The organism is Novosphingobium sp. BAM6 (assembly GCF_057784955.1).
The window spans coordinates 405,928-427,633 of record NZ_JBYNTR010000002.1 but is presented as its reverse complement, the minus strand read 5'-3'; the positions used below and the strand labels follow the sequence as shown (position 1 = coordinate 427,633).

The following is a 21,706-nucleotide window of genomic DNA, read 5'->3' as shown; positions in this document are numbered from 1 at the left end:
GGTCATCCCGCCGCCGCGATCATGTGGAAGAACGTGCCCGTCACGCGCCCGCGATGCGATCCGGTCTCGGCAACCTCTGCCCCTTCCGCGTCGGTGACATGCGCCAGCGGTGCGTCGCGCTGTTCGAGGATCGTCGTATAGTGAAACTCGTGCCCGCGCAGCGCCGTGCCGCTTGCCAGCCCCGAAAGCGGCATCAGCAGCCGCGCATGGCGATAGCCAAGGTGCATCTTGCGCTGCGCATGGCTGGTGACGAGGCCGAGCAGCCCGGCCATCCGGTGCGTCTCTCCCGCCTTGTCGACCAGCGCCTCGCCCAGCACCATGTAGCCACCGCACTCGCCATGGACGGGCTGAGTCTCGGCGTGACGGCGCAAGCCGTCGAGGAAGTTTGCAGCCGCCGCGATGGTCCCGGCGTGAAGCTCGGGATAGCCGCCCGGAAGCCAGACCATGTCGGCGTCCGCATCCGGCGCCTCGTCGGCCAGTGGCGAGAACGGCACGATCTCGGCCCCGGCTTGCCGCCAGTGCTCCAGCAGGTGCGGATAGGTGAACGAGAACGCCGCGTCGCGCGCCATGGCGATGCGCTGCGCAGGGGGAGGCGGCAGGCTTCCGGCAAAGCCTTCCGCATCGAGAGGCAGCGACAGGGGCAAAGAGCGCGCCGCCGCACGGATCGCATCGAGGTCGACATGCGCACGCAGGAACGCGGCATAATCGGCAATCGCCTGATCGAGTGCGGGATGCTCGATGGCCTGGACCAGCCCGAGATGCCGCTCCGGCAGCGTCAGGTCACCGCGCCTCGGCAGCGCCCCGAACACCGGGATGCCCAGCGCCTCGAAGCCCTTGCGGATCAGTCGCTCGTGGCGCGGACTGGCGACGCGGTTTAGGATCACGCCTGCAAACGGCAGATCGGGATCGAGCCTGGCAAAGCCCAGCGCGGTCGCGGCGGCGGACTGCGCCTGCCCCGATACGTCGAGCACCAGCAGCACCGGCCAGCCCATGCGTTTGGCGATATCCGCGCTGGCGCCGTTGCCGAGCGCGCCCGGCTTCGCAACGCCATCGAACAGCCCCATCGAGCCTTCGGCAAGCACCAGATCGCTGCCGCCCGCCCGTCCCGCCAGCGTATCGAGCAGCCCGGCCTCCATCGCCCAGCTATCAAGATTGAACGAAGGCCGCCCGCAGGCCGCGCCGTGAAACGCCGGGTCGATATAGTCCGGGCCGCTCTTGAACGGCTGCACTGCCAGCCCCTGTTCAGTCAGCGCGCGCAGCAGGCCGAGCATGACCGTGGTCTTGCCCGTGCCCGAAGCAGGCGCCGCGATCAGCAGGCCGGGTGGCGAGGACAGCATGCTCATTCGGAGCGCTCGGCAAACGGAGAGGCTGCGCTCTGCGGGCGGAACCGGCGATCGTAGCCGCGCGCATAGAGGCTGCTTTCGGCGGCCTCTTCCGCGCCCAGTACCGGGCCGATGAGAATGATCGCGGTGCGTTCCATGCTGCCCGCTACCGCCGCCTCGATCGTGCCCAGCGTCGCCTGCACCACCCGCTCGTCGGGCCAGCTCGCGCGCCAGACCACCGCGACGGGGCATTCGGTGCCATAAGCCGGAACCAGATCGGCCACCACGCGGGCAAGGTTATGGATGGAGAGGTGGATCGCCAGCGTCGCGCCCGTCGCGGCGAAGTTGGTGAGGCTCTCGCGCTCAGGCATCGTGCTAGCGCGCCCCGGCGTGCGGGTCAGCACCAGCGACTGGCCGAGTTGCGGCAGCGTCAGTTCCATCTCCAGCGTCGCCGCCGCCGCCGCGAAAGCCGGGACGCCGGGCGTCACCGTGAAGGGAATGCCCATCGCGCGCAGCCGTCGCACCTGCTCGCCCATTGCCGACCAGACCGAAAGATCGCCCGAATGCAGCCGCGCCACATCCGCTCCAGCCGCGTGCGCCACCGCGATCTCCGCCATGATCGCATCGAGGTCCAGCGGCGCGGTATTGACGATCCGGGCGCCCGCAGGACAGTGCCCCAGCACCGCTTCGGGTATCAGCGATCCGGCATAGAGGCATACCGGGCTCGCCGCGATCAGATCGCGTCCCCGCAAGGTCAGCAGGTCGGGCGCGCCGGGTCCGGCGCCGATGAAGTGGACGGTCATGCTGCAAAAGATCCTTGCGAAAAGGCGCCAATGGTTGTGGCGATGGCGCAGGTCGCCATGCCATCGGGAGAAAGAGCGCGGAGCCTCACCAGTTTTGCGCCATTGCCAGCCGCAGCCAGCGCGCTCGCCTCCGCCACGCTGCCGATCCCGCGCGCGGCCATGCTGGCCATGGAATAGGTCGGGGTGGAAACCGTGGCGCACGCCTCCCGCGATACCGCGATCAGCGGCAGGCCGAGCCATTCGGCCAGCGGTCCGAGCGCATCGGCCTTGTCTTCCAGCGTCGCCAGATGCGTCACCGGAGGCGCGCCCTCGACAGCCCGTGCCAGCGCGGCCTGCAGCGACGCGACGGTGGCGCCTGTGCGAAATCCGAAGCCCGCGACGATCATAGCGTCACGTTCCACTGCACCACCGGATAGCGCGCGCGCCAGCCGTTGCGCTGCCCCAAAGGCACGGCATCGGCCAGTTCGATCCGCAGCAGGCTGCCCCCTTTCAGGCCATGCCAGCGCGCCAGCAGCGCCTCGGATTCCAGCGTCACCGCATGCGCGACCAGCCGCGTCCCGCCCCGCAGCCGCGCCCAGAGCGCCTCAAGCAGCGCCTCGGACATGCCACCGCCGATGAACACCGCGTCCGGCAGCGGCACCTGCGGCAGGCCTTGCGGCACACGTGCCGTCAGGACCTCGATCCGATCGACACCGAGCCGCGCGGCGTTCGCTTTCACCCGCACGGCGCGCGCCGCGTCGCCATCGATCGCCAGCGCCCGGTTGGCGGGATGCGCCAGCAGCCATTCGATCGAAATCGAGCCCGAGCCCGCACCGATGTCCCACAGCATCTCGCCCGGCTTCGGTGCCAGCGCGGAGAGGGCCAGCGCGCGCACCGGGCGCTTGGTCAGCTGGCCGTCGTGCTCGAACAGGTCATCGGGCAGGCCAGAGCAGACCGGCAGCACGGCACCTTCTCCTGCCGGATCGATGCCCACGGCAACCGGATGCGCCACATCCTCCAGCGCGTAATCGCCCGCCCGGACCGAGCGCAGACGCTCACGCGGGCCGCCCAATGCTTCCAGAACATGCAGCGTCGAAGCCCCGAAACCGAGCGCATCGAGATACTTCGCCAGATCCGCCACCGCATCGCCGTCGCGCAGCAGCGCCAGAACCCGGCGGCCCGGTGCCAGATGCGGACGCAGGCGCTCCAACGGCGCGGCGTGCAGGCCAAGGCAGGCAGTGTCCTGCAACGCCCAGCCCAGCCGAGAAGCCGCCAGCGAGAAAGTCGACGGCGCCGGATGCGAGACCCACTCTTCAGGATCGAGATGGCGCGCAAGGCTTGCCCCCGCGCCGAACCAGAACGGATCGCCCGACGCCAGCATGACCACGCGCCGACCGCGATGGGCCAAAAGTCGGACAACGCCATCGGCGAACGGCACTGGCCATTCGAGCATCTCGCCCGTAAGGCCGGGCAACAGGGCCAGATGGCGCGCCGATCCGGCAACCAGCTCGGCTTCGGCCAGCGCGCGGCGAGCGGCCGTCGAAAGGCCATCGAACCCGTCCTCGCCCACGCCGAGGATCGTCAACCATGCGGAAGGTGCCGTGTCAGCCATGCCGAATGTCCTGCTGCTGGGTGGCACCACCGAGGCGAGCGCGCTGGCACAGCGGCTGGCGGCTGAAGGCATCGCCGCGACGCTGAGCTATGCGGGCCGTACGCAGGCCCCGCGAACACAGCCGGTGCCGGTGCGGATCGGCGGCTTCGGCGGCGTCGAGGGCCTCGCCACGTACCTGCGCGAGCATGATGTGACGCATCTGGTGGACGCCACCCACCCTTTCGCAGCGACCATGAGCTGCCATGCCGTAGCCGCCGCCCATGAGGCGGGCATTCCACTGATCGCGCTCACCCGTCCCGCGTGGGAGCCGGTCGCAGGCGACCGCTGGACGAGGGTTGCCGATATTCCCGAGGCTGTCGCCGCGCTCGAAGGCCCGGCGCGGTCGGTGATGCTGGCGCTCGGGCGTATCCATGTTGAGGCGTTTGCCACGCAGCCGCAGCACCACTATCTGCTGCGCTTCGTCGATGCCCCCGATGCGCCTCCCGTGCTGCCCCGCCACAGCCTTGTCGTCGATCGCGGGCCGTTCACTGTCGAGGGCGACCGCGCACTGATGGCCGCGCACGGCATCGCGATCGTGGTCTGCAAGAACGCGGGCGGCACCGGCGCCGCCGCGAAGCTGGCCGCGGCGCGCGCGCTTGGTCTGCGCGTGGTGATGATCGACCGCCCGGCCGTGCCCGAACGGCAGGAGACGCACGACATCGACGCGGTGCTCGACTGGCTGGGTCACACCGTGCCCTCCGGCACCGAGCGCGGGGTGTAGAGCAGCGGGTTTCCCTTGCGCGCGATCAGCCGGGTCCGGCTCGATCCGACGATCACCATCGTGCGCATGTCGGCCATTTCGGGCGTTGCCTCGGCGAGCGGGACGACGTGCAGCTCTTCCTCGGGCGTGCTGACAGCACGGGCGAACAGGATCAGCCGCTCCGGCTCGCAGACGTCGCGCAAGGTGTTCAGAACACGCGCGAAACCTTCCGGGCGCGCCTTGGAGCGCGGGTTGTAGAACGCCATCGCGAAGTCCGCCTCCACCGCAAGGCGCAGGCGTTTCTCGATCAAGGCCCAGGGCTTGAGATTGTCCGAAAGGTTGATCGCACAGAAATCGTGCCCCAGCGGCGCCCCGGCGCGCGCGCTGGCGGCCAGCATTGCGGTGATGCCCGGCAGCACGCGAATGTCGAGATCGCGCCATTCCTTCGGTGCTGCCTCCAGCGCCTCGAACACCGCCGAAGCCATCGCGAAGACCCCCGGATCGCCGGAAGAGACGACGACAACGCGTGCGCCCTTGGCGGCCAGTTCCAGCGCCAATCGCGCGCGATCGAGTTCCACCCGGTTGTCGGAACCGTGCAAGGTCAGTCCCTTGCGAGGCGCGATACGGGCCACGTAAGGGAAATAGCCGATGACATCGCTCGCCTCGGCCAGTGCGGCGGAGACTTCCGGCGTCACCAGTGCCACATCGCCCGGCCCGAGCCCGACGATGGACAGCCATCCTGCTGAAATCATGGCCTTCTCCCCTGCCCGTGGATCAACAGGATCGAGAAGTACGGCGCAACCGCCTCGGCCTGCGCCAGCGGGGTGACGCGCTCTGAGGGCATCGCCGCATGTTCGATCAGCCACGCCTCGTGCTCGCGACCGGCAGCCGCAACCGCGCGGCGCAACTTGCCGAGATTACGCCCGATCTTCATCACCACCAGCGCATCGGTATCGGCGATCCGGCGCGTCAGTTCCGCCTCGGGAAGCGTTGCCATGGCCACCGTCAGCACATCGTCGCCCCAGGTGATCGGCACGCCGCTGGCATGCCAGGCGCCCGCCATCCCAGTGATGCCGGGCACCACCTCGACCGGCGCGAAGTCCTTCAGGCGCGAGTGCAAGTGCATGAAAGAGCCGTAGAAAAACGGATCGCCCTCGCACAGCACGACCACATCCTCGCCCTGGCCGAGCACATCGCGCAGAGACTGGGTACAACCGGCATAGAACCGGGACAGAGCCGCGTTGTACGCAGGGTCGGACAGCGCGATCTCGGTGGTGACGGGATATTCCAGCGCGATCTCAATCACATCCTTGCGCAACATCCCCTCGACGATGCGGCGCGCGTGCCCGGAGCGCCCCGCCTTGCGGAAATAGGCGATGTGGCGCGCGCCGCGCACCACCCGGTCGGCGCGCACGCTCATCAGGTCCGCCGCGCCGGGCCCGAGGCCGACGCCATAGAGTTTGCCCGATGCCACCGCCCCGCTCATTCCGCCCGGCTCGCCAGTGCGTTGAGCGCCGCGACCGTGATCGCGCTACCGCCCAGCCGCCCCTCGACCACGCAGCACGGCACCGGCATCGCCTCCCACAAAGCCGCCTTCGATTCGACCGCGCCCACGAAGCCGACGGGGCAGCCGATGATCGCGGCCGGGCGCGGGCAGGCCGGGTCTTCGAGCATGTTGAGCAAGTGGAACAGGGCCGTCGGGGCATTACCGATCGCCACGACCGCCCCTGCCAGATGCGGGCGCCACAGTTCGAGCGCGGCGGCGGAGCGGGTATTGCCCATCGTCTGCGCCAGCGCGGGCACTTTCGGATCGTGGAGCGTACAGAGCACCGCGTTGTCCGCAGGCAGGCGTGCGCGGGTGATCCCTTCGGAGACCATGCGCGCATCGCACAGGACCGGCGCGCCCACCGCCAGCGCAGCCCGCGCGGCCTCGGCAAAGCCCGGAGAGAAGCGGATATGCGGCGCCAGATCGACCATGCCCGCCGCGTGGATCATGCGCACGGCGACCGGTTCTTCCTCTGCCGAAAAGCGCGACAGGTCCGCTTCGGCTCGGATCGTGGCGAAGGACTGGCGGTAGATCGCCGCGCCATCGGTTTCATAGAGATGCGGCATCAGGCGACTCCAAATCGGGCAAGCAGGTCGGCGGACGACAGGCCGGATTGCTCCGGCGGCGCCCCGGCACGGGCGTGGAAGGCAAGATCGAAAAGGCCCTCGCGCCCGGTCAGCACGAGGTCGGCAGGGGCCGAGCGGGCACAGCCCTTGGCACAGCCCGAGACATGCAGGCGCCCCAGCACCAGCGGCGCCAGCGCGCGGGCCAGATTGCGCGTGACAACGCTCGCCTGCGGACACTGCGGCGCGCCGGGACAGGCATCGACATGGAGCAGCGCGGCTTCGGCAGGATCGGCCAACGCATCGTCGAAGACACCCTCGACAAGCACCCGGCGCCCCGACAGGAAACGCAAACCAGCCGCAGATGGATCGCCCAACAAGGCTTCAAAACGCGTCGCATCGGCCTGTCCGAAGGGGAGGACGACAAGCGTTCCCAGCGAATGCACGCCGGGATCGGGAAGCGCTACGCTGGCTGCTGGCGCGACCGTCTCCCCTGCCCCCTGCGGCAACACCGCGCGGTGCCGGGCCATCCGGCCCGAAGCCGCGCCGTCGCTCGCCACGAACCACTGCGCCAGCGACAGCAGCGCCTCGACTTCCGTTCCCGGTGCCAGCGGCGTCCCCGCCTGACGGCCATCGGCGCGCAGGATCAGAGCACCATCCAGCCCTCGCTCGATGCGGAAATCGCCCGGCTCGTCTCGCAGCACAGGCGCAGCACCGGCATCGATCACGAAGCCCATCTTGCCGGGCAACTCGGGAAATTCCGGTAACCGTTCGAACAAGGCCAAGGCGATACGATGGGTGTCATCGCCCACCTGCCAGTCCGGCGCGACCAGCACATTGCGGCGTGCCTCGCGCACCGGATCATGATCGACCAGATCGAGCGCGACCAGCTTTTCCAGCAGCTCGGGCCAGCCCGCTTCCTGCACTCCGCGCAGTTGCAGGTTGGCGCGGCGGGTCACGTCGATCAGGCCACTGCCGAAGCGGCGCGCAAGTCCTGCGAGCGCCAGTCCCTGCTCGCGCGAGAGGCACCCGAGGCGGGGCTTGACGCGCATCAGCAGACCATCGCCTGCCGCCATCGGTCGCCATGCGTAGGGGCACCAGCCCCGGATGGCGAAACCGCCTTGCGAAGCGCTCATGGCTGCCCCTCCCGTTCCGCCATGTCGGCCAGGATCGAATTGCGCCGCGTCGTCCACAGCCCCGCCGCATGAAGCGCGGCAAAGCGCGCCTCCATCGCCGCCAGCGCCTGCGGGTTCGCCTGCTCCAGAAAGTCCCGCACCGCCGCATCGCCCAGCGTCGCGTCGTAATAGAGATCGAACAGATGCGAGGGCACTGCGCCTGTCGCATGGCCCTGCCCCAGATGCGCGAAAGCGCCGAGGTGGTCGAGCGTCGCGGAGAGTTCCGCCGCACCGCGAAAGCCGTGGCGCATCATTCCGGCGATCCAGCCGGGATGCGCAGCACGAGCACGCACCACGCGGGCGATCTCTTCGGTCAGCGTGCGCGCAACCGGTCGCGCAGGATCGCGGCTGTCGAGATGATAGAGCGCCGCGCTTCCCCCGGCCACATCCTGCGCGGCGGCAAAGCCCGCCTCGTGCGCGGCATAGTCCGCCGCCAGCAGCAGATCGGTTTCGGCCAGATCCTGCAAATGGACGAAGGCATCTGCCCCAGCGACCCGGCGGCGCAGACCTTCGGGGTCCGACTGCCCCTCGGGCGTGTCGAGCGCATGGTCGGAGGCCGCCAGCCACGCCTCACCCGCCGCGACGCGCGCCGCTTCGCGATAGTCTTCCACCGCCCCACCGATACCCAGACCATAGCGCCCCGGCTGCGGTCCGTAGACGCGCGGACCGGCGCTTTCGGGCGTGAAGGGGTTCCAGTCCTCGGGCTCGTCCCGCTCGCACAGCGCGCGCACGGCCTGCCCGAACAGCACCGGCAGCGTGGGGAAAGCATCGCGAAACAGGCCTGAGACGCGCAAGGTGGCGTCGATACGCGGGCGGTCGAGCATCGCCAGCGGCAGGATTTCGACGCCGGTCACACGGCCCGATGCATTGTCCCACACCGGCCTTGCGCCCAGCAGGTGCAGCGCCATCGCGAACTCCTCGCCCGCCGTGCGCATCGTCGCCGAGCCCCACAGGTCGATCACCAGCCCGCGCGGATAGTCGCCATGGTCCTGCAGATGGCGGCGCAGCAGTTCCTCGGCCAGCGCCACGCCCTGCTCATAGGCGGTACGCGAAGGCACGGCGCGCGGATCGATGGTGTAGAGGTTGCGCCCGGTCGGCAGCACGTCGCTGCGCCCGCGATAGGGCGAACCCGAAGGCCCCGGCGCCACGCGCGCGCCGTCCAGCGCGGCCAGTAGCCCAGCGCGCTCGGCATTCCCCTGCTCGCCCCGCCCGAAGATGTGCAGGCCATCGCCGAACTGGCTGTCCTTCACATCGCACACGAAGCGGTCGATCCGGGTGATCGCCTCGACCAGCGACATCGCACTGTCGAGGCCGAGATCCTCGGCCAGCCCGAGCGCCGCCGCCTCGTCGCGAATGGCAAGCTGGAGGCGGTCGCGCCGCGCGGGGTCGAGGCCACCGGCATTGGAGAACTCGTCGAGCAATGCCTCGATCCGGGCAAGGCCCGCGCCAGTGCCGCTCTCGACCATCGGCGGCGGCGCATGGCCGATGGTGACGGCGGCGATCCGGCGCTTGGCCTGCGCGGCCTCGCCCGGATCGTTGACGATGAAGGGATAGACCACCGGCAGCGACCCGATCAGCGCTTCGGGCCAGCACGCGCCCGACAGCGCCACCGCCTTGCCCGGCAGCCATTCCAGTGTGCCGTGCGCGCCCATGTGGACCAGCGCATGAAGCCCCTGCGCGCGCAGCCACAGGTAGAACGCCACATAGCCGTGGCGCGGACAGCGGGTGGTGTCGTGATAGTCATCGTCGCGCGCGGCCACATCGCCCCGCTCAGGCTGGAGCGCGAGGGTGACGCTGCCGCAGGCAATGGCGGCGAAGTGGAAATGCTCGCCCTGCACCGCCGGGTCTGCCTCTGGCTGGCCCCAGACGGCGAGGAGGTCTTCCCTCAGCGCGGGATCGAGCGTTTCCAGCGCGGTGCGGTAGGCGGCGAGCGGCCAGGTCAGGGTTTCTGTCCGGAGTGCCGTGGCGAGATCGTCAGCCGGGTCCGTATCGTATCCGGCCTCGGCCAGATCGTGCAGCACCGCCTCGGCGGAGGCCAGCGCATCGAGGCCGACGGCATGTGCCATCTGCTGCGCCTTGCCGGGATAGGTCGAGAGCACCAGCGCCAGCTTGCGCGCGGATGGCGGCGTGCGCGCGAGATCGACGGTGGCGGCAACACGCGCGACGATGGCGGCGATCCGCTCCGGGTCGGCACGGTGGATGCTGCGCGCGAGGCCGAGGTCGGCGTCATGCTCGCCCGCCTGCTTGAAGCTGGCGACGCCTGCGAACAGCCGCCCGTCGATCTCGGGCAGGACGACATGCATGGCAAGGTCGGCGGCAGAAAGCCCGCGCGTGCTGCCTGCCCAGCCCTCGCGCGGGGCGGTCGCCAGCGCGATCTGGAACACCGGCACGCCTGCGGCGTCGAGCGGCGAATGCCCGGCCTCGTCGCGCGCGGAAAAGGCGGTGGCGTTGACGATGGCGGCGGGCTTCAGGCGCGCGATCCAGCGCTCGACCTGCGCCCGCGCCGTGGGCTCCTTCAGCGACGGCACGTAAAGCGAGAGCGCACGGAACCCGCGCGCCTCGAACGCCGCATGCAGCGCCGCGAAAGGATCGACATCGTGCGCGGCCAGATAGGCGCGGTAGAGCAGGATCAGCGCGAGCGGGCGCCCGTCAGGGTCCACATCGTCAGGCACGACATCATCGGGGTCGCACGGCCCGGCCTGCGGATGCCAGCCACCGGCCAGCGGCAGCGGTACACACTCCGACACCTCGCCGCGATACCCGGCCCCCACGCGCGCCAGCAGCGTCAGCGCCCCGCGCGCCGCATCCGCGCCGCCTGCCTCGCAACGGCGGGACAGGTCCGCCAGCACCTCGGGCGGCAGGGTGGAAGCGCTTTCCAGTCGCGCATCCTGTTGTCCGTCCCCCGGCAGCACCGCCAGCGCGATCCCGCGACGGCGCGCGAGCAGTTCCAGCTGTTGCAGGCCATAACGCCAGTACGGCGCCCCGCCGATCAGCCGGACGAGGATCGCCTTCGCGCCCTCCAGCGTGCGCTCGACATAAGTATCGACCGACAAGGGATGCAGCAGTGCTGCAAGGTTCGCCAGCCGCAGCGTCGGGAACTCCGGGTCGGCCGCGCGCGCCGCGTGCCAGCCGCCCGCGAAGGCGCCGAGGTCGCTGTCGGAAAACGACAGCACCACGAGATCCGCAGGCGCCTGCCCCAGATCCTGCGGGATGGCGGTTTCCTCCATCCCGTGCGTTTCGCGGAAGATGACGTGCATCGGCCCTGCTCGCCTTGCCGGAACCCCGCTCAGCCGATCAGCGCGGCGCGGATCGCTCCGGCATCGATATCGGCACGCTCGGCAATCGCGACCAGCCGGGTGACGCGCGGCTCGTTCGCCTCCCAGCGACGGTCGTACTGCTGGCGCACCCGCGCGCCGACCGCCTGCACCAGCAGCCGCATCGGCTTGCCCGCCACCGCGACATGGCCCTTCACGCGCAGGATATTGCGATCGCGCGCCAGTGCCTCGATGCGGCGGATGAGGTCTTCGGGATCGGCGATCTCGCCGCCCGTGATCACCACGCTGTCGAAATCGTCATGCTCGTGCTCATCCTCGCCATCGTGGTGCGAGGGGCGCGCGGCCAGATCATCCTCGGCAGCCGCTTCGAGGCCCAGGATCACGCGCGGGTCGATGGCGCCTTCGGCCAGCTCGATCACCGGCACCTCTCGCGGCATTTCCGCTGCGATCACCGCGCGCGCGGCCGCCACACCCTCTGGCCCCGCCAGATCGACCTTCGTCAGCAGCACGATATCGGCGCAGGCGAGCTGGTCCTCGAACACTTCGGATAGCGGCGTCTCGTGGTCGATCCCCGGATCGGCGGCGCGCTGAGCATCGAGCGCTTCGGGATCGGGAGCGAACCGCCCGGCAGCGACCGCCTCGGCATCGGCCAGCGCCAGCACGCCGTCCACCGTGATGCGGCTGCGGATCGCGGGCCAGTCGAACGCCTTGAGCAGTGGCTTGGGCAGCGCGAGGCCCGATGTCTCGATCAGGATATGATCGGGGCGCGGCTCCAGCGCCAGCAGCGTCTCGATGGTGGGAATGAAATCGTCCGCCACGGTACAGCAGATGCAGCCATTGGCCAGCTCGACGATGTTCTCCGCCGGGCAATCGGGGATCGCGCAGGACTGGATGATGTCGCCGTCGACACCCATCGTGCCGAACTCGTTGACCACCACGGCCAGACGGCGCCCGCCTGCATTGCGGATCAGGTGGCTGATGAGCGTGGTCTTGCCCGCGCCGAGGAACCCGGTGACGATGGTGACGGGCACTTTGGCGAGATTGGTGGGGGCCAGATTGGTCGGGGCAGCAGACGGCGATCCGAAAGCGGACATGGCAACAGTTTCCCGCGCGCCTTGAGCGAGACACGCAGCGGGACTTGCCGGAAGCCCTGCTTCCGACCGGCGCGCGACGACGGGCGGGCGCGACAGGCACCCGTGACCACGCAACCGTGCAGCCCCAGCCGCACCGTTTCGTCGCTCAGACGGAAAACTTCACCGTGCCAAGGCCATCCCCTGGACCTGGGCAAGAGCGACCGGAGCGCCGGCAGGTCTCCTGGCTCGCGGGTCACAGCTTGATGCACGCCTTCCCGGATGCGCGGAGATGTTCCGCGCGGGTCCAGTGGCTGCCCCCTCAAGGAGAGCCTGTGCATCGCGCTATCCGCTTACAGTTGCAGGGACAGCCGCGGATTTGGAAGCGAACTTCCGCACCGCATTCCCGATTAAGCCCCTTGTCGGGGCACCGGCGCGATCTGTTCGGAGCACAGGCGAACCCGCTCTCCGAACGCCCGGATAGACGAGGCCGACGCGAATGCCAATCCGCTTCGGCCCGCCCGATGTGCAATCTCTTGAAACGATTTCTCAGAGTTCGCTTGAAAATTCGCGGAACGCGAATTTTGCGGCACCGGCCCCACGTCTTCCGGCGTCCCCGCGCGGCCCAGCATGGTGTGCGCGGCGACCATCTTGTTGACCTCGGGATTGTCGCGCACGACGCCGCCGCTGAAGTCGGTGGCGATGGCGCCCGGCGCCACGGTGTTGACGACGATGCCGCGATCGCCCAGCTCCACCGCCATGTTGCGCGTCAGCGCCTCGACCGCGGCCTTGATCGGGCCATAACCGATCCGTCCGACAAACGGCACGCGGGCCAGCCCCGAGGAAATGTTCACGATCCGCCCGCCGTCATTCAGCAGCGGCAGCAGCGCCTGCGTCAGGAACATCGGGCCTTTCAGGTGGACCCGGTAGAGCGCGTCCATCTCGGCCTCGGTGATAGTTTCCAGCTTCGCGGCGGACGATGTGCCCGCAATGTTCGCCAGATAGTCGAACCGCTCGGCACCCCATGCGGCCAAAGCCTCACCGACCTTGCCCGCGAAATCCGCAAACGAAGCGGCATCACCCACATCGAGCGGCAGCGCCAGTGCGGGCGCCCCTGCGACCTCGGCCAGCGCCACGACCTCTTCGGCCGCTTCCCGGTTGGCATTGTAGGTCAGGATCGTTGCGACGCCGCGCGCGGCGAGGCATTGCACCGTATTGCGACCGATCCCCCGGCTACCGCCGGTAACGATCGCGATCTTGCGTTCGGACATGGAATGAACCTCTTTCATCTTGCAGGGCAGGAAGACCCGATCTCTCGGGAGCTCTGCAATCCTTGCGCCGCGGAAGCGCGAAGATGAATGTCGGAAGCAGGCGATTTCTTGCCTATTCCTGCTTGCAAGACACGGGCGGGCGATAACCACGCCAAAAGCGGCCAACAGGCACGGCCTGTCAGGTAAAACATTGAAATATCAAGAAATTGGAGCGGGTGAAGGGAATCGAACCCTCGTATTCAGCTTGGGAAGCTGCTGCTCTACCATTGAGCTACACCCGCATCCGGGCCTGTTTCGGCCAGTCCGACTGCGCGCTGATGCAGGCCAGCCGTCGGAAGGAGATGGCGATTAGCCGATTGCCCCTGCCTCGTCGAGGCGAAATTCGCCCTTCGCCTTGTCGAGACGCAATTTCGCAGTCCTTGTCTCAGGTATCGGACCAAAGTCGCAGCAGGTTGTGGTAGACACAGGTGAGTTGCAGGATCGCGTCGGCATCGGCGCCGTCCATCGTCAGCTTCTGGATCGAGGTGTCCTGCTCGAACAGCATCCGGCGCTGGGCATCGTCGCGCACGAGACTCTGTATCCAGAAGAACGAGGCGAGGCGCGCGCCTTTCGTCACCGGCTCCACGCGATGCAGGCTGGACGAAGGATAGATCACCGCATCGCCTGCGCGGTGGGCCACGCGGTGTTCGCCGTAGGTATCGCTGATGACCAGACGCCCGCCCTCGTACTCGTCGGGATCGTTGAGGAACACGGTGCAGGAGACGTCCGAGCGTAAGTGCTCGCCATCGCCCAGGTTCATCACCGCGCCGTCGATATGGAAGCCGTATTCACCGCCGCCGGTATAGCGATTGAAGCGCGGCGGCAGGATCTTGCGCGGCAGCGTACCGGCAAAGAACAGCGGGCTGCGACGCAGCGCCGCCAGCATCGCCTTGCCCAGTTCCTCCTTGAGCGGCGAGGCATCGGGCAACTGCTGGTTGCGCTTCACCTGCGCGCCTTGCGCGCCCACCGTCTCGCGCCCGTCCGCCCAGTCGGCAGCATCGAGCCGACGCCGGAACTCGGCCACTTCATCGACGGTCAGGACATTGGGAATGTGCAGCAGCATGACGGGTATGGCCTTCGATGGAAGCGCGAAAGCGGCAGCCGATCGCTCGCCTGCCGCTTTCGTATTTTGCCGATCCGATGGCGGTTGGCGATCAGAAGTTGAAGTCGGCGCTGAACAGGAACGTCTGCGGCGTTCCCGGCGTATAGCGATAGCCGCTCTTGTTGATCGCCGCGACGTAGTCCTTGTCGAACAGGTTGTAGGCGTTGACGCGCAGCTTGATGTTGTCGGTCAGCGCATAGGACACGATCGCATCGACCACGGTGTAGCCCTTGGTCGAGCTGGGCGAACAGGTCGCGCAGTCGGTGCCGCGCTTCATGCCGCTCATATAGCGAACGCCGCCACCCAGTTCGAGGCCGAACGGCAGACGATAAGTCGTCCACGAGGTGAACGAATCGTCCGGCGTATAGCTGAGACTGCTCGACCCGTCGGCATTGACGACCGGGCCACTCGTTACCTTGGTCTTCTGATGGCTGTAGCCCAGCATGATCGACCAGGCATCGGTTACGTTGCCGATGGCAGAAAGTTCAAACCCGCGCACGCGCTTGGAACCGCTCTGAATATCGTCGAGGTCGGTGGAATCGATCTCGTTGTCGACCTTGGTCTGGAACACCGCACCGTTGACGGCCAGTCGGCCATCCAGCGCGCTCCACTTCACGCCGCCCTCGATGGTCTTGGCCTTCTGGGGCTTGATGCCATCGATGCCGTTGGCTGCCGTGCTCGACGCGCTGAGCGTGAAAGCATCGCCGCCCGGAGGCTGCTGCGAGATCGCATAGTTCACATAGACACTGACCGGCTCGATCGGCTTGACCACAGCGCCCAGCTTCCAGTTGAACAGCGTGCCCTTCTTAGAAAGATCGGCAGAGGTCACGATCGTTCCCGCAGGCTGTCCGGTAGGACACACGATGACGGTACGGCCGGTGCCGCCGCAGGCCGCGCTGCTGAAGTAATCGGTCTTGTAGTGATCGACGCGGACGCCGCCGGTGATCAACAGCTTCTCGTCGAAGAACTTCGCGGTGTCGAACAGGTAGGCCGAGTACGTGTCGGTCTGGCCGCGCGCAACGCCGCCGTTGCGCGAATAGACATAAGTGCTGCCGGTATCGTCCCAATCAGGGTCGTACAGGTTCGCCAGCGGCTCGGCACCCGACGTCGAATAGGCGTAGCTGATCTGCTTTTCGCTGGTGACTTCGAGCCCTGCGCTGAGGTTGTGCTGGACCGCGCCGGTCGCGAAATCGGCGCGCAGGTTCAACTGATCAGTCAGGATGCGATTGCTGATATCCTTGATCGTCGGATTGCTGCGCGCGAGATAGTAGGTGTCAGTCGCCGCGTTGTAGGTGACGTTGGTGGTCGAGCTCATGAACGAGGTCAGCAGGTAATCCTGCGAGGTCTTGCCCCAGCGCGCGGTGTTGGTGAGCTTCACGTTGTCCGAGAAGTCATGCTCGGCGATCAACGTAGCCATGTTGGCCTTCACGTCGTCGTGATCCTGACGCGTACCGTAGAAGTTCGAGGAATTTACGGGGCGATCGGCGATCGCATCGAGAACGCCGCCGGGCGAGATGTAGCCCGGCAGGCCGATGGTCGGCACGAAACCGTCGGGCACGTTGTTCTGATCGACATGCAGGACGTTCAGGTACACGCGGGTCGCGGTGCCAAGGCCGGTGCCGAGCGAGGCGGCAAGCCCGGTGTGGCTGTTGTTAACGTGATCGCGACCCGGAACGTCGCTGTCCTGCCACACTGCGTTCACGCGCAGCGCCGTGTTGGGCAGCGCGGTGAGCGGCATGTTGACATCGACGTTAGCGCGCTTCTGGTTGTCGACGCCGACCGAGGCGATGCCCGAGATCGACTGATCGAGATTGGCGCGCTTCGTCACCATGTTGATGGCGCCGGTGGGCGCGCTGCGACCGTTGTCGGTACCTGCCGGGCCCTTGGTCACTTCGACCTGTTCGGTGTTGAAGATATCGCGCGAGACCGAACCGATATCGCGAACGCCATCGACGTAGATGCTGTTCGAGGTATCGAAGCCACGCATGCGGATGGCATCGCCGCTGGAGGTCGTGCCGTTCTCACCCGCGTAGAAGGTGCCCACACCGGGCGTGTTGCGCAGCGCTTCGGCCAGCGTGGTCGCGCCCTGCTGGTTGAACAGCGTCTTGTTGATCACCTGGATCGTCTGCGGGGTGTCCTGCAGCGGCTGGGTGAACTTGGGAGAGGCAACGCGATCGACCTTGATGCTGTCATCAACGGCCGAGTCCGAGACGGTCACGCCCTGAAGGCGCGTGGCGTTGGTCTCGCTCGGTTCATCGGCCTGCTGGGCCAGCGCAGGCGTTGCGGCCATGCCGAAGCACGAGAGCGCGAGATAGGCGGGCGCACCCGAGGCCAGAGATTCACGTAGACGGGCAAGCGACATTCATTCCCCCTGTTACATTACGAAATATGTGTCGCTAATGAAACTACGTCGCAATAACTGCAAGGAAGATTTCGCATACGCGAAAGAATGTAGAAATTGACTGTAATATTCTGATTTCAATTGATATTTTTACATACCGATTGGTATCTAAAAATACCGAACACCATAAGTGTGTTTTTTACGTTACAGAATGCGAATCATTAGCATGATTGTCGCAGGGCCCGGGCTCGCTCCGCGATCCGCCGAAGCGTCTCGGCAAGGCATAAAGAAAGCCGGATGAACCCGTGGGAGGTCCATCCGGCTTGAGGTAGAAGGCCCGGTGTGAGGGTCCGGGTCCTCCGGTGTTCGGTTTCAACGCATCCCGGCGCTCAGGCCGCGTGCCCCAAAGGTCGCAATATCGTCGGTGGGCCGGAGACGACCACTTCGGCCCCGCTCTGGCGATGGCGCCCGAGCCACTCGCTCAGCGTCTCGGCGGTAGTGTGATCCATCGCCTTCACGCCGTGCAGGTCGAGGTGGACGCTGCGGCCGCCGGGCACGCGCTCCAGCAGGGCATTGAGCTTGGTCAGCCCCAGGAAGGTCGCGCCGCCGCCCAGCTTCACCCGCGCCTCTTCGCCATCGTCGTGATGATCGGCATGGAGCTTCAGGTGACGCAGGTTCGGCAGCAGTTCGAGCGCCGATAGTCCAAGGCCCACAAGCACGCCCGTCAGCAGGTCGGTGGTGACGACCAGCACGAACGTCACCGCCCAGATCGCCGCAGGCAGCGGGCCGTGAACGCTGAACAGATGGCGCACGTGCTTCAGGCTGATGAGGCGCCAGCCGGTGACGACCAGCACGCCGCCCAGCGCCGCCATCGGCACTTCGCGCAGCAGCCAGGGCAGCAGCGCCACGAAGCCTAGGATCCAGGCTCCGTGCAGGATCGTCGACAGACGCGTCTTTGCCCCTGCCTGCACGTTGGCAGAACTGCGCACGATCACCCCGGTCATCGGTAGCGCGCCGAGCAGGCCGCACAGCATGTTGCCGATACCCTGCGCACGCAGTTCCTTGTTGTAGAGCGTGCGCACGCCATCGTGCATGCGATCAACTGCCGCCGCCGAAAGCAGCGTCTCGGCGCTGGCAATAAAGGCGATGGCCAGCGCCGAGATGACCAGCGTAGGGTTGGCAAGCGTTGCCAGGAAGCCTTCGCCGGGCAGCGAAATCGCGCTCGAAAGATTGTCCGGCACCGCAATCCGCGCAACGTCGAGACCGCCCAGCCAGGCGATCAGCGTCGCCGCCAGCACGCCCAGCAACGCGCCGGGCACCAGCTTCATCGAGGCGGGGCGCAGCTTTTCCCAGCCCAGCATCACGCCCACGGTGACAAGGCCGATCATCAGCGCAAACTCGGCCGAGGCCCAGTTCATGGGCGAGATGCCAAGCACGCGCTCGGGCATCATCGAAAGGTTCTGCAACCCGTTCGGCATCGGCTTGGCGTCGAACAGGATATGGAACTGGCCGATCACGATCAGCGCGCCGATCCCGGCGAGCATGCCGTGGACCACGGCGGGAGAGATGGCGCGGAACACGCCGCCCATCCGCAACGCGCCTGCGACAAGCTGGAACAGGCCCGCGAGCAGCAGCACCGGGCCCAGCGCTTCGAGGCCATGCTCGCGCACGAACTCGAAGACGATCACGGCCAGCCCCGCGGCAGGGCCGCTGACCTGAAGGGGCGATCCGGCGAACAGGCCGACGACGATACCGCCGATGATCCCGGTCACCAGACCGCGCTCGGGCGGCACGCCCGAGGCGATGGCGATCCCCATGCACAGGGGCATCGCCACCAGAAACACTACGATCGAGGCGGTGAAATCACGGCCGAAGAAGCGCAGCGGGCCGCTGCCGGAAGCCGAAGCCTCCGGCGCGGTCGAAGCCGACGCGTCCGGGGGGGAGGCGCCGGCGGCCATTACTCGGCTGCCTCGGCGAAGACGGCTTCGCTGGCCGTGCGGACCATGGCAGGCACAGCGACGGGCAGCGGCTGGCCTTCGCGCAGCGGCACGAACTGGCCGGTCTCGCCATCGAGACCCAGCACCTGCCCGGCGCCAATGTCGACGAACCAGCCATGCAGCGCCATCTCGCCCTTGGCCATCGCCGCAGCGACCGAAGGATGAGTGCGAAGGTGGGCGATCTGCGCGATCACGTTCTCAAGGCTGAGGCGACGCACGCGCTCACCGCCTTCGAGATGCCCGTGGCAGCTGTCGACGATGTGCTTGGCGGCCGAGCCGTGGTGCAGCCAGTTGGCGACGGCGGGCATGCCCTCGGGCAGCGCAGGCGCGGCCAGCGCCTTCATCGCGCCGCAGTCCGAGTGGCCGCACACGATGATGTCGCGCACGCCCAGCACGGCGACGGCATATTCGACGGTCGCCGAGACACCGCCGGTCTGCGCCGCGTAAGGCGGCACGATGTTGCCTGCGTTGCGGCAGACGAACAGATCGCCGGGATCGGCCTGCATGATCTGCTCGGGCACGATACGCGAATCGGCGCACGATACGATCAGCGCCTTGGGCTCCTGACCGTGGGTCGACAGCTTGGCGAAGAGATCGCTGCTGGCGGGGTAGATGGTCTTCTCGAACTGGAAAACGCGACCAATCAGCTCGTTCACGAAGTTTCTCCTTGGCAAGACCGGCGGTGAAGCCGGTGCCCACCGGTCACGGCGGGCTGTTGCTGAGGAGAATAGGCGCTGCGTTTTTCCCGGTTGGTGCCTTTGCGTTACGAAGTATTGCTGCGGCGCGGCAATTCGCCGTCCGGCTTTCGCGGCAGCCGGATCGTCGCACGCAGGCCGCCGCCTGTGCGGTTGGCCAGCTCGAACTTGCCGTTCTCGACCCCGACAGCCCGCGCGACAATGGCAAGGCCCAGGCCCATTCCGGCGGTATCGCGCGCCCGCGCGCTGTCGAGGCGCACGAACGGCTGCAACGCATCGGCGATGCGATCCTCGGGGATGCCCGGCCCGTTGTCCTCCACCGCGATCACCACTTCGGCGACCGAGGCCGTCAGCACCACCTTGGCGCAACCGCCGTAATGCAGCGCGTTCTCGATGAGGTTCGACACCGCCCGGCGCAGCGAGACCGGATGCGCCATGATTTCGAGATTGTCCGGCCCGAAATAGGTCGCATCGGCGCCGATATCGGCAGCGCTGTCCACCAGCGTTGCCACCATCACCGCGACATCGAGCCCCTCGGGCGGCAGTTCGCGCCCGTTGCCATCGACATAGGCCTGCAGCGAATCGAGCAGGTGGAGCATCTCGGTAATGTCGGTCTCAAAGCCCTGCCGGCTCTCGGGATCGAGCGCGGCCTCTTCCTCGCTCGCCGCCTCGGGCGTGCCATCGAGCCGCAAGCGCAGGCGCGATAGCGGCGTGCGCAGGTCGTGCCCGATCGCCAGCATCGTCTGCGTGCGATCGCGCAGCGACTGGTCGATGCGGTGCTGCATCTGGTTGATCGCCCCGATCAGCTGACGCACTTCGGCAGGCCCACGCTCGACGATCGGCGTGGGCGGCGCAGTGCCGACCTGGCGGGTCGCGGAAACCAGCGCGCGCAGCGGTTCGAGGATCGCGCGGGCCAGCAGCCAGACCGTCAGCACCAGCACCAGATTGGGAAAGGCAATGCCCAGCAGGCGCGCGGCATCGAGCGTCCAGGCGCTGCGCACGTCGGTCTCGAAGACCAGATAGGTGCCGTCTGCCAGCTTCAGCGATCCGCCCACCTCATCACCCAGAAGCGCATTGCCGACATGCAGCCTGAGGCTGCGCTTGGCGAGCGCAGGCGCCTGTGCGACGATCTGCTGGCGCATCGAGGTAAGCCCGACACTCGACCCGGAGGCGGGAGGCTTCGTCGCCCACTGGGTGTGGAAACGTGTGCTGGACAGGCTCTGCGCCACCGCCGGGCGTTCGCTTTGCGGCAGCAGCTCCAGCAGGTGCCCGGCCAGCACCGCGCTTTCTGCTATCCGCGCCGCATCGTCGCGGTGGAGCTGCACGGCGTTGGCGCGATCGAGCAGCACCACGTTGGCGGCAATGTCGAGCACCGTCGCCAGCACGAGGATCGCCAGCAAGCGCTGCGAAAGGGTGAGCCGGTGAAAGAATCCCATGCGTCGGATGCTCAGAACTTCTCGATATCGGCGCGGAACATGTAGCCCACGCCGCGGATCGTCGCGATCAGGCCCTGATCGTCGCCATCGGCCAGCTTGCGGCGCAACCGGCTGACGAGCACGTCGATGCTGCGGTCGGAGCTGTCGCCCAGCCGGGTGCGCGACAGTTCGATCAGCCGCTCGCGCCCCAGCACCCGCTGCGGATGGGCGACGAATGTCGCGAGCAGATCGAACTCGGCGCCGGTCAGGTCGACCATCGCGCCGCTGGGCGAATGCAGTTCGCGCCGGGCCAGCGACAGCGTCCAGCCCTCGAAACGGATCGTGCCTGCGGGCACCTGTTCGGACAGGCCATTCGCCTCGCCATTGCCCCGGCGCAGCACGGCGGCAACGCGCGCCGCGAGTTCACGCGTGCTGAACGGCTTGGCCAGATAATCGTCGGCGCCGAGTTCGAGCCCCAGCACGCGGTCTTCCTCGCTGCCCCGCGCGCTGGCGAAGATGATCGGTACATCGCTTTCGCGGCGCAGGCGGCGGAACAGGTCGAGCCCGCTGGTGCCCGGCAACATGATGTCCAGAATGATGAGGTCCGGCGTCACCTCGCGCAGAAGCGTCGCCATTTCCGCGCCGGTCGCCGCAGGCAGCACGTTGTAACCGCTCTGGCGCAAGGCCCGCGCCGTCAGGGTGCGCAGCGGGCCGTCGTCTTCGACCAGTACGATAGTGGGTGTCTGCATAAGGGTGGTGTCG

The 21,706-nt window shown here is 67.6% G+C and carries 18 protein-coding genes, 1 tRNA gene and 1 riboswitch; of the genes, 1 reads left to right on the top strand and 18 read right to left on the bottom strand.

Features of this window, described 5'->3' with window-relative positions; all coding sequences use genetic code 11:
• Nucleotides 1–2: 2 nt before the first annotated feature.
• The 4 genes from AC3EC3_RS10635 to cbiE are packed head-to-tail and all read right to left on the bottom strand — an operon-like array spanning nt 3 to nt 3,716.
• The gene (locus AC3EC3_RS10635) at nt 3–1,343 is read right to left on the bottom strand and encodes a cobyrinic acid a,c-diamide synthase CobB (RefSeq protein ID WP_488489584.1); all 1,341 of its coding nucleotides are present in this window, start codon (nt 1,341–1,343) and stop codon (nt 3–5) included.
• A complete protein-coding gene (gene cobM, locus AC3EC3_RS10630; protein ID WP_488489583.1) occupies nt 1,340–2,125 on the bottom strand; it encodes a precorrin-4 C(11)-methyltransferase in 786 nt (261 codons plus the stop codon). The genes AC3EC3_RS10635 and cobM overlap by 4 nt, the downstream gene beginning before the upstream one ends.
• Nucleotides 2,122–2,511: a cobalamin biosynthesis protein gene (locus AC3EC3_RS10625; protein ID WP_488489842.1), complete on the bottom strand. Its 390-nt coding sequence runs from the start codon at nt 2,509–2,511 to the stop codon at nt 2,122–2,124. Before AC3EC3_RS10625 ends, cobM begins: the two co-directional genes overlap by 4 nt.
• Nucleotides 2,508–3,716, bottom strand: a complete 1,209-nt coding sequence (cbiE, locus tag AC3EC3_RS10620) for a precorrin-6y C5,15-methyltransferase (decarboxylating) subunit CbiE (protein ID WP_488489582.1) — start codon at nt 3,714–3,716, stop codon at nt 2,508–2,510. The genes AC3EC3_RS10625 and cbiE overlap by 4 nt, the downstream gene beginning before the upstream one ends.
• Between cbiE and AC3EC3_RS10615 the strand changes: the two genes are divergently transcribed.
• Nucleotides 3,715–4,476, top strand: a complete 762-nt coding sequence (locus AC3EC3_RS10615) for a cobalt-precorrin-6A reductase (protein WP_488489581.1) — start codon at nt 3,715–3,717, stop codon at nt 4,474–4,476. The two genes, cbiE and AC3EC3_RS10615, sit on opposite strands and share 2 nt — an antisense overlap.
• Here the strand turns inward: AC3EC3_RS10615 and cobJ are convergent.
• The 14 genes from cobJ to AC3EC3_RS10545 all read right to left on the bottom strand — a co-directional run bounded on the left by cobJ (nt 4,440) and on the right by AC3EC3_RS10545 (nt 21,693).
• Nucleotides 4,440–5,207, bottom strand: coding sequence for a precorrin-3B C(17)-methyltransferase (cobJ, locus tag AC3EC3_RS10610; protein WP_488489580.1), 768 nt, complete (start codon nt 5,205–5,207; stop codon nt 4,440–4,442). The genes AC3EC3_RS10615 and cobJ overlap by 37 nt on opposite strands.
• Nucleotides 5,204–5,941, bottom strand: coding sequence for a precorrin-2 C(20)-methyltransferase (gene cobI, locus AC3EC3_RS10605; RefSeq protein WP_488489579.1), 738 nt, complete (start codon nt 5,939–5,941; stop codon nt 5,204–5,206). The genes cobJ and cobI overlap by 4 nt, the downstream gene beginning before the upstream one ends.
• Nucleotides 5,938–6,567, bottom strand: a complete 630-nt coding sequence (locus AC3EC3_RS10600) for a precorrin-8X methylmutase (RefSeq protein WP_488489578.1) — start codon at nt 6,565–6,567, stop codon at nt 5,938–5,940. Before AC3EC3_RS10600 ends, cobI begins: the two co-directional genes overlap by 4 nt.
• Complete coding sequence (locus AC3EC3_RS10595; RefSeq protein ID WP_488489577.1) at nt 6,567–7,700, bottom strand: cobalamin biosynthesis protein CobG; 1,134 nt, start codon at nt 7,698–7,700, stop codon at nt 6,567–6,569. The genes AC3EC3_RS10600 and AC3EC3_RS10595 overlap by 1 nt, the downstream gene beginning before the upstream one ends.
• A complete protein-coding gene (gene cobN / locus AC3EC3_RS10590) occupies nt 7,697–10,996 on the bottom strand; it encodes a cobaltochelatase subunit CobN (protein WP_488489576.1) in 3,300 nt (1,099 codons plus the stop codon). The genes AC3EC3_RS10595 and cobN overlap by 4 nt, the downstream gene beginning before the upstream one ends.
• Nucleotides 10,997–11,025: 29 nt before the next feature.
• Nucleotides 11,026–12,108 (bottom strand): cobalamin biosynthesis protein CobW, encoded by a 1,083-nt coding sequence (gene cobW, locus AC3EC3_RS10585; protein WP_488489575.1) that lies wholly within the window; start codon nt 12,106–12,108, stop codon nt 11,026–11,028.
• 193 nt (nt 12,109–12,301) lie between these two features.
• A riboswitch (cobalamin riboswitch) is annotated at nt 12,302–12,534 on the bottom strand.
• Complete coding sequence (locus AC3EC3_RS10580; protein ID WP_488489574.1) at nt 12,495–13,355, bottom strand: SDR family NAD(P)-dependent oxidoreductase; 861 nt, start codon at nt 13,353–13,355, stop codon at nt 12,495–12,497. (Overlaps the previous riboswitch by 40 nt.)
• 207 nt (nt 13,356–13,562) lie before the next feature.
• A tRNA-Gly gene (locus AC3EC3_RS10575) sits at nt 13,563–13,636 on the bottom strand.
• Between the two features lie 143 nt (nt 13,637–13,779).
• Nucleotides 13,780–14,457, bottom strand: a complete 678-nt coding sequence (locus tag AC3EC3_RS10570; protein WP_488489573.1) for a Fe2+-dependent dioxygenase — start codon at nt 14,455–14,457, stop codon at nt 13,780–13,782.
• A 91-nt stretch (nt 14,458–14,548) separates the two neighbouring features.
• Nucleotides 14,549–16,858, bottom strand: coding sequence for a catecholate siderophore receptor Fiu (locus AC3EC3_RS10565; protein ID WP_488489572.1), 2,310 nt, complete (start codon nt 16,856–16,858; stop codon nt 14,549–14,551).
• 368 nt (nt 16,859–17,226) lie between these two features.
• Complete coding sequence (locus tag AC3EC3_RS10560; RefSeq protein WP_488489571.1) at nt 17,227–18,795, bottom strand: SulP family inorganic anion transporter; 1,569 nt, start codon at nt 18,793–18,795, stop codon at nt 17,227–17,229.
• Entirely contained in the window at nt 18,795–19,490 is a 696-nt protein-coding gene (locus AC3EC3_RS10555; RefSeq protein ID WP_488489570.1) for a carbonic anhydrase, read from the bottom strand. Before AC3EC3_RS10555 ends, AC3EC3_RS10560 begins: the two co-directional genes overlap by 1 nt.
• Before the next feature lie 107 nt (nt 19,491–19,597).
• On the bottom strand, nt 19,598–20,965 hold the full coding sequence (locus AC3EC3_RS10550; protein WP_488489569.1) for an ATP-binding protein: 1,368 nt from the start codon (nt 20,963–20,965) through the stop codon (nt 19,598–19,600).
• 11 nt (nt 20,966–20,976) lie between these two features.
• Complete coding sequence (locus tag AC3EC3_RS10545) at nt 20,977–21,693, bottom strand: response regulator transcription factor (RefSeq protein WP_260925320.1); 717 nt, start codon at nt 21,691–21,693, stop codon at nt 20,977–20,979.
• Between the last annotated feature and the right edge of the window lie 13 nt (nt 21,694–21,706).

Excerpts from the sequence above, each read along its gene's own strand:
- AC3EC3_RS10570 (WP_488489573.1), bottom strand. The coding sequence starts at position 14,457 with ATGCTGCTGCACATTCCCAATGTCCTGACCGTCGATGAAGTGGCCGAG.
- cobI (WP_488489579.1), bottom strand. The coding sequence starts at position 5,941 with ATGAGCGGGGCGGTGGCATCGGGCAAACTCTATGGCGTCGGCCTCGGG.
- AC3EC3_RS10595 (WP_488489577.1), bottom strand. The coding sequence starts at position 7,700 with ATGAGCGCTTCGCAAGGCGGTTTCGCCATCCGGGGCTGGTGCCCCTAC.
- cobW (WP_488489575.1), bottom strand. The coding sequence starts at position 12,108 with ATGTCCGCTTTCGGATCGCCGTCTGCTGCCCCGACCAATCTGGCCCCC.
- AC3EC3_RS10625 (WP_488489842.1), bottom strand. The coding sequence starts at position 2,511 with ATGATCGTCGCGGGCTTCGGATTTCGCACAGGCGCCACCGTCGCGTCG.
- cobN (WP_488489576.1), bottom strand. The coding sequence starts at position 10,996 with ATGCACGTCATCTTCCGCGAAACGCACGGGATGGAGGAAACCGCCATC.
- AC3EC3_RS10615 (WP_488489581.1), top strand. The coding sequence starts at position 3,715 with ATGCCGAATGTCCTGCTGCTGGGTGGCACCACCGAGGCGAGCGCGCTG.
- cobM (WP_488489583.1), bottom strand. The coding sequence starts at position 2,125 with ATGACCGTCCACTTCATCGGCGCCGGACCCGGCGCGCCCGACCTGCTG.
- AC3EC3_RS10635 (WP_488489584.1), bottom strand. The coding sequence starts at position 1,343 with ATGAGCATGCTGTCCTCGCCACCCGGCCTGCTGATCGCGGCGCCTGCT.
- cbiE (WP_488489582.1), bottom strand. The coding sequence starts at position 3,716 with ATGGCTGACACGGCACCTTCCGCATGGTTGACGATCCTCGGCGTGGGC.
- AC3EC3_RS10565 (WP_488489572.1), bottom strand. The coding sequence starts at position 16,858 with ATGTCGCTTGCCCGTCTACGTGAATCTCTGGCCTCGGGTGCGCCCGCC.
- AC3EC3_RS10550 (WP_488489569.1), bottom strand. The coding sequence starts at position 20,965 with ATGGGATTCTTTCACCGGCTCACCCTTTCGCAGCGCTTGCTGGCGATC.
- AC3EC3_RS10545 (WP_260925320.1), bottom strand. The coding sequence starts at position 21,693 with ATGCAGACACCCACTATCGTACTGGTCGAAGACGACGGCCCGCTGCGC.
- AC3EC3_RS10580 (WP_488489574.1), bottom strand. The coding sequence starts at position 13,355 with ATGTCCGAACGCAAGATCGCGATCGTTACCGGCGGTAGCCGGGGGATC.
- cobJ (WP_488489580.1), bottom strand. The coding sequence starts at position 5,207 with ATGATTTCAGCAGGATGGCTGTCCATCGTCGGGCTCGGGCCGGGCGAT.
- AC3EC3_RS10560 (WP_488489571.1), bottom strand. The coding sequence starts at position 18,795 with ATGGCCGCCGGCGCCTCCCCCCCGGACGCGTCGGCTTCGACCGCGCCG.
- AC3EC3_RS10600 (WP_488489578.1), bottom strand. The coding sequence starts at position 6,567 with ATGCCGCATCTCTATGAAACCGATGGCGCGGCGATCTACCGCCAGTCC.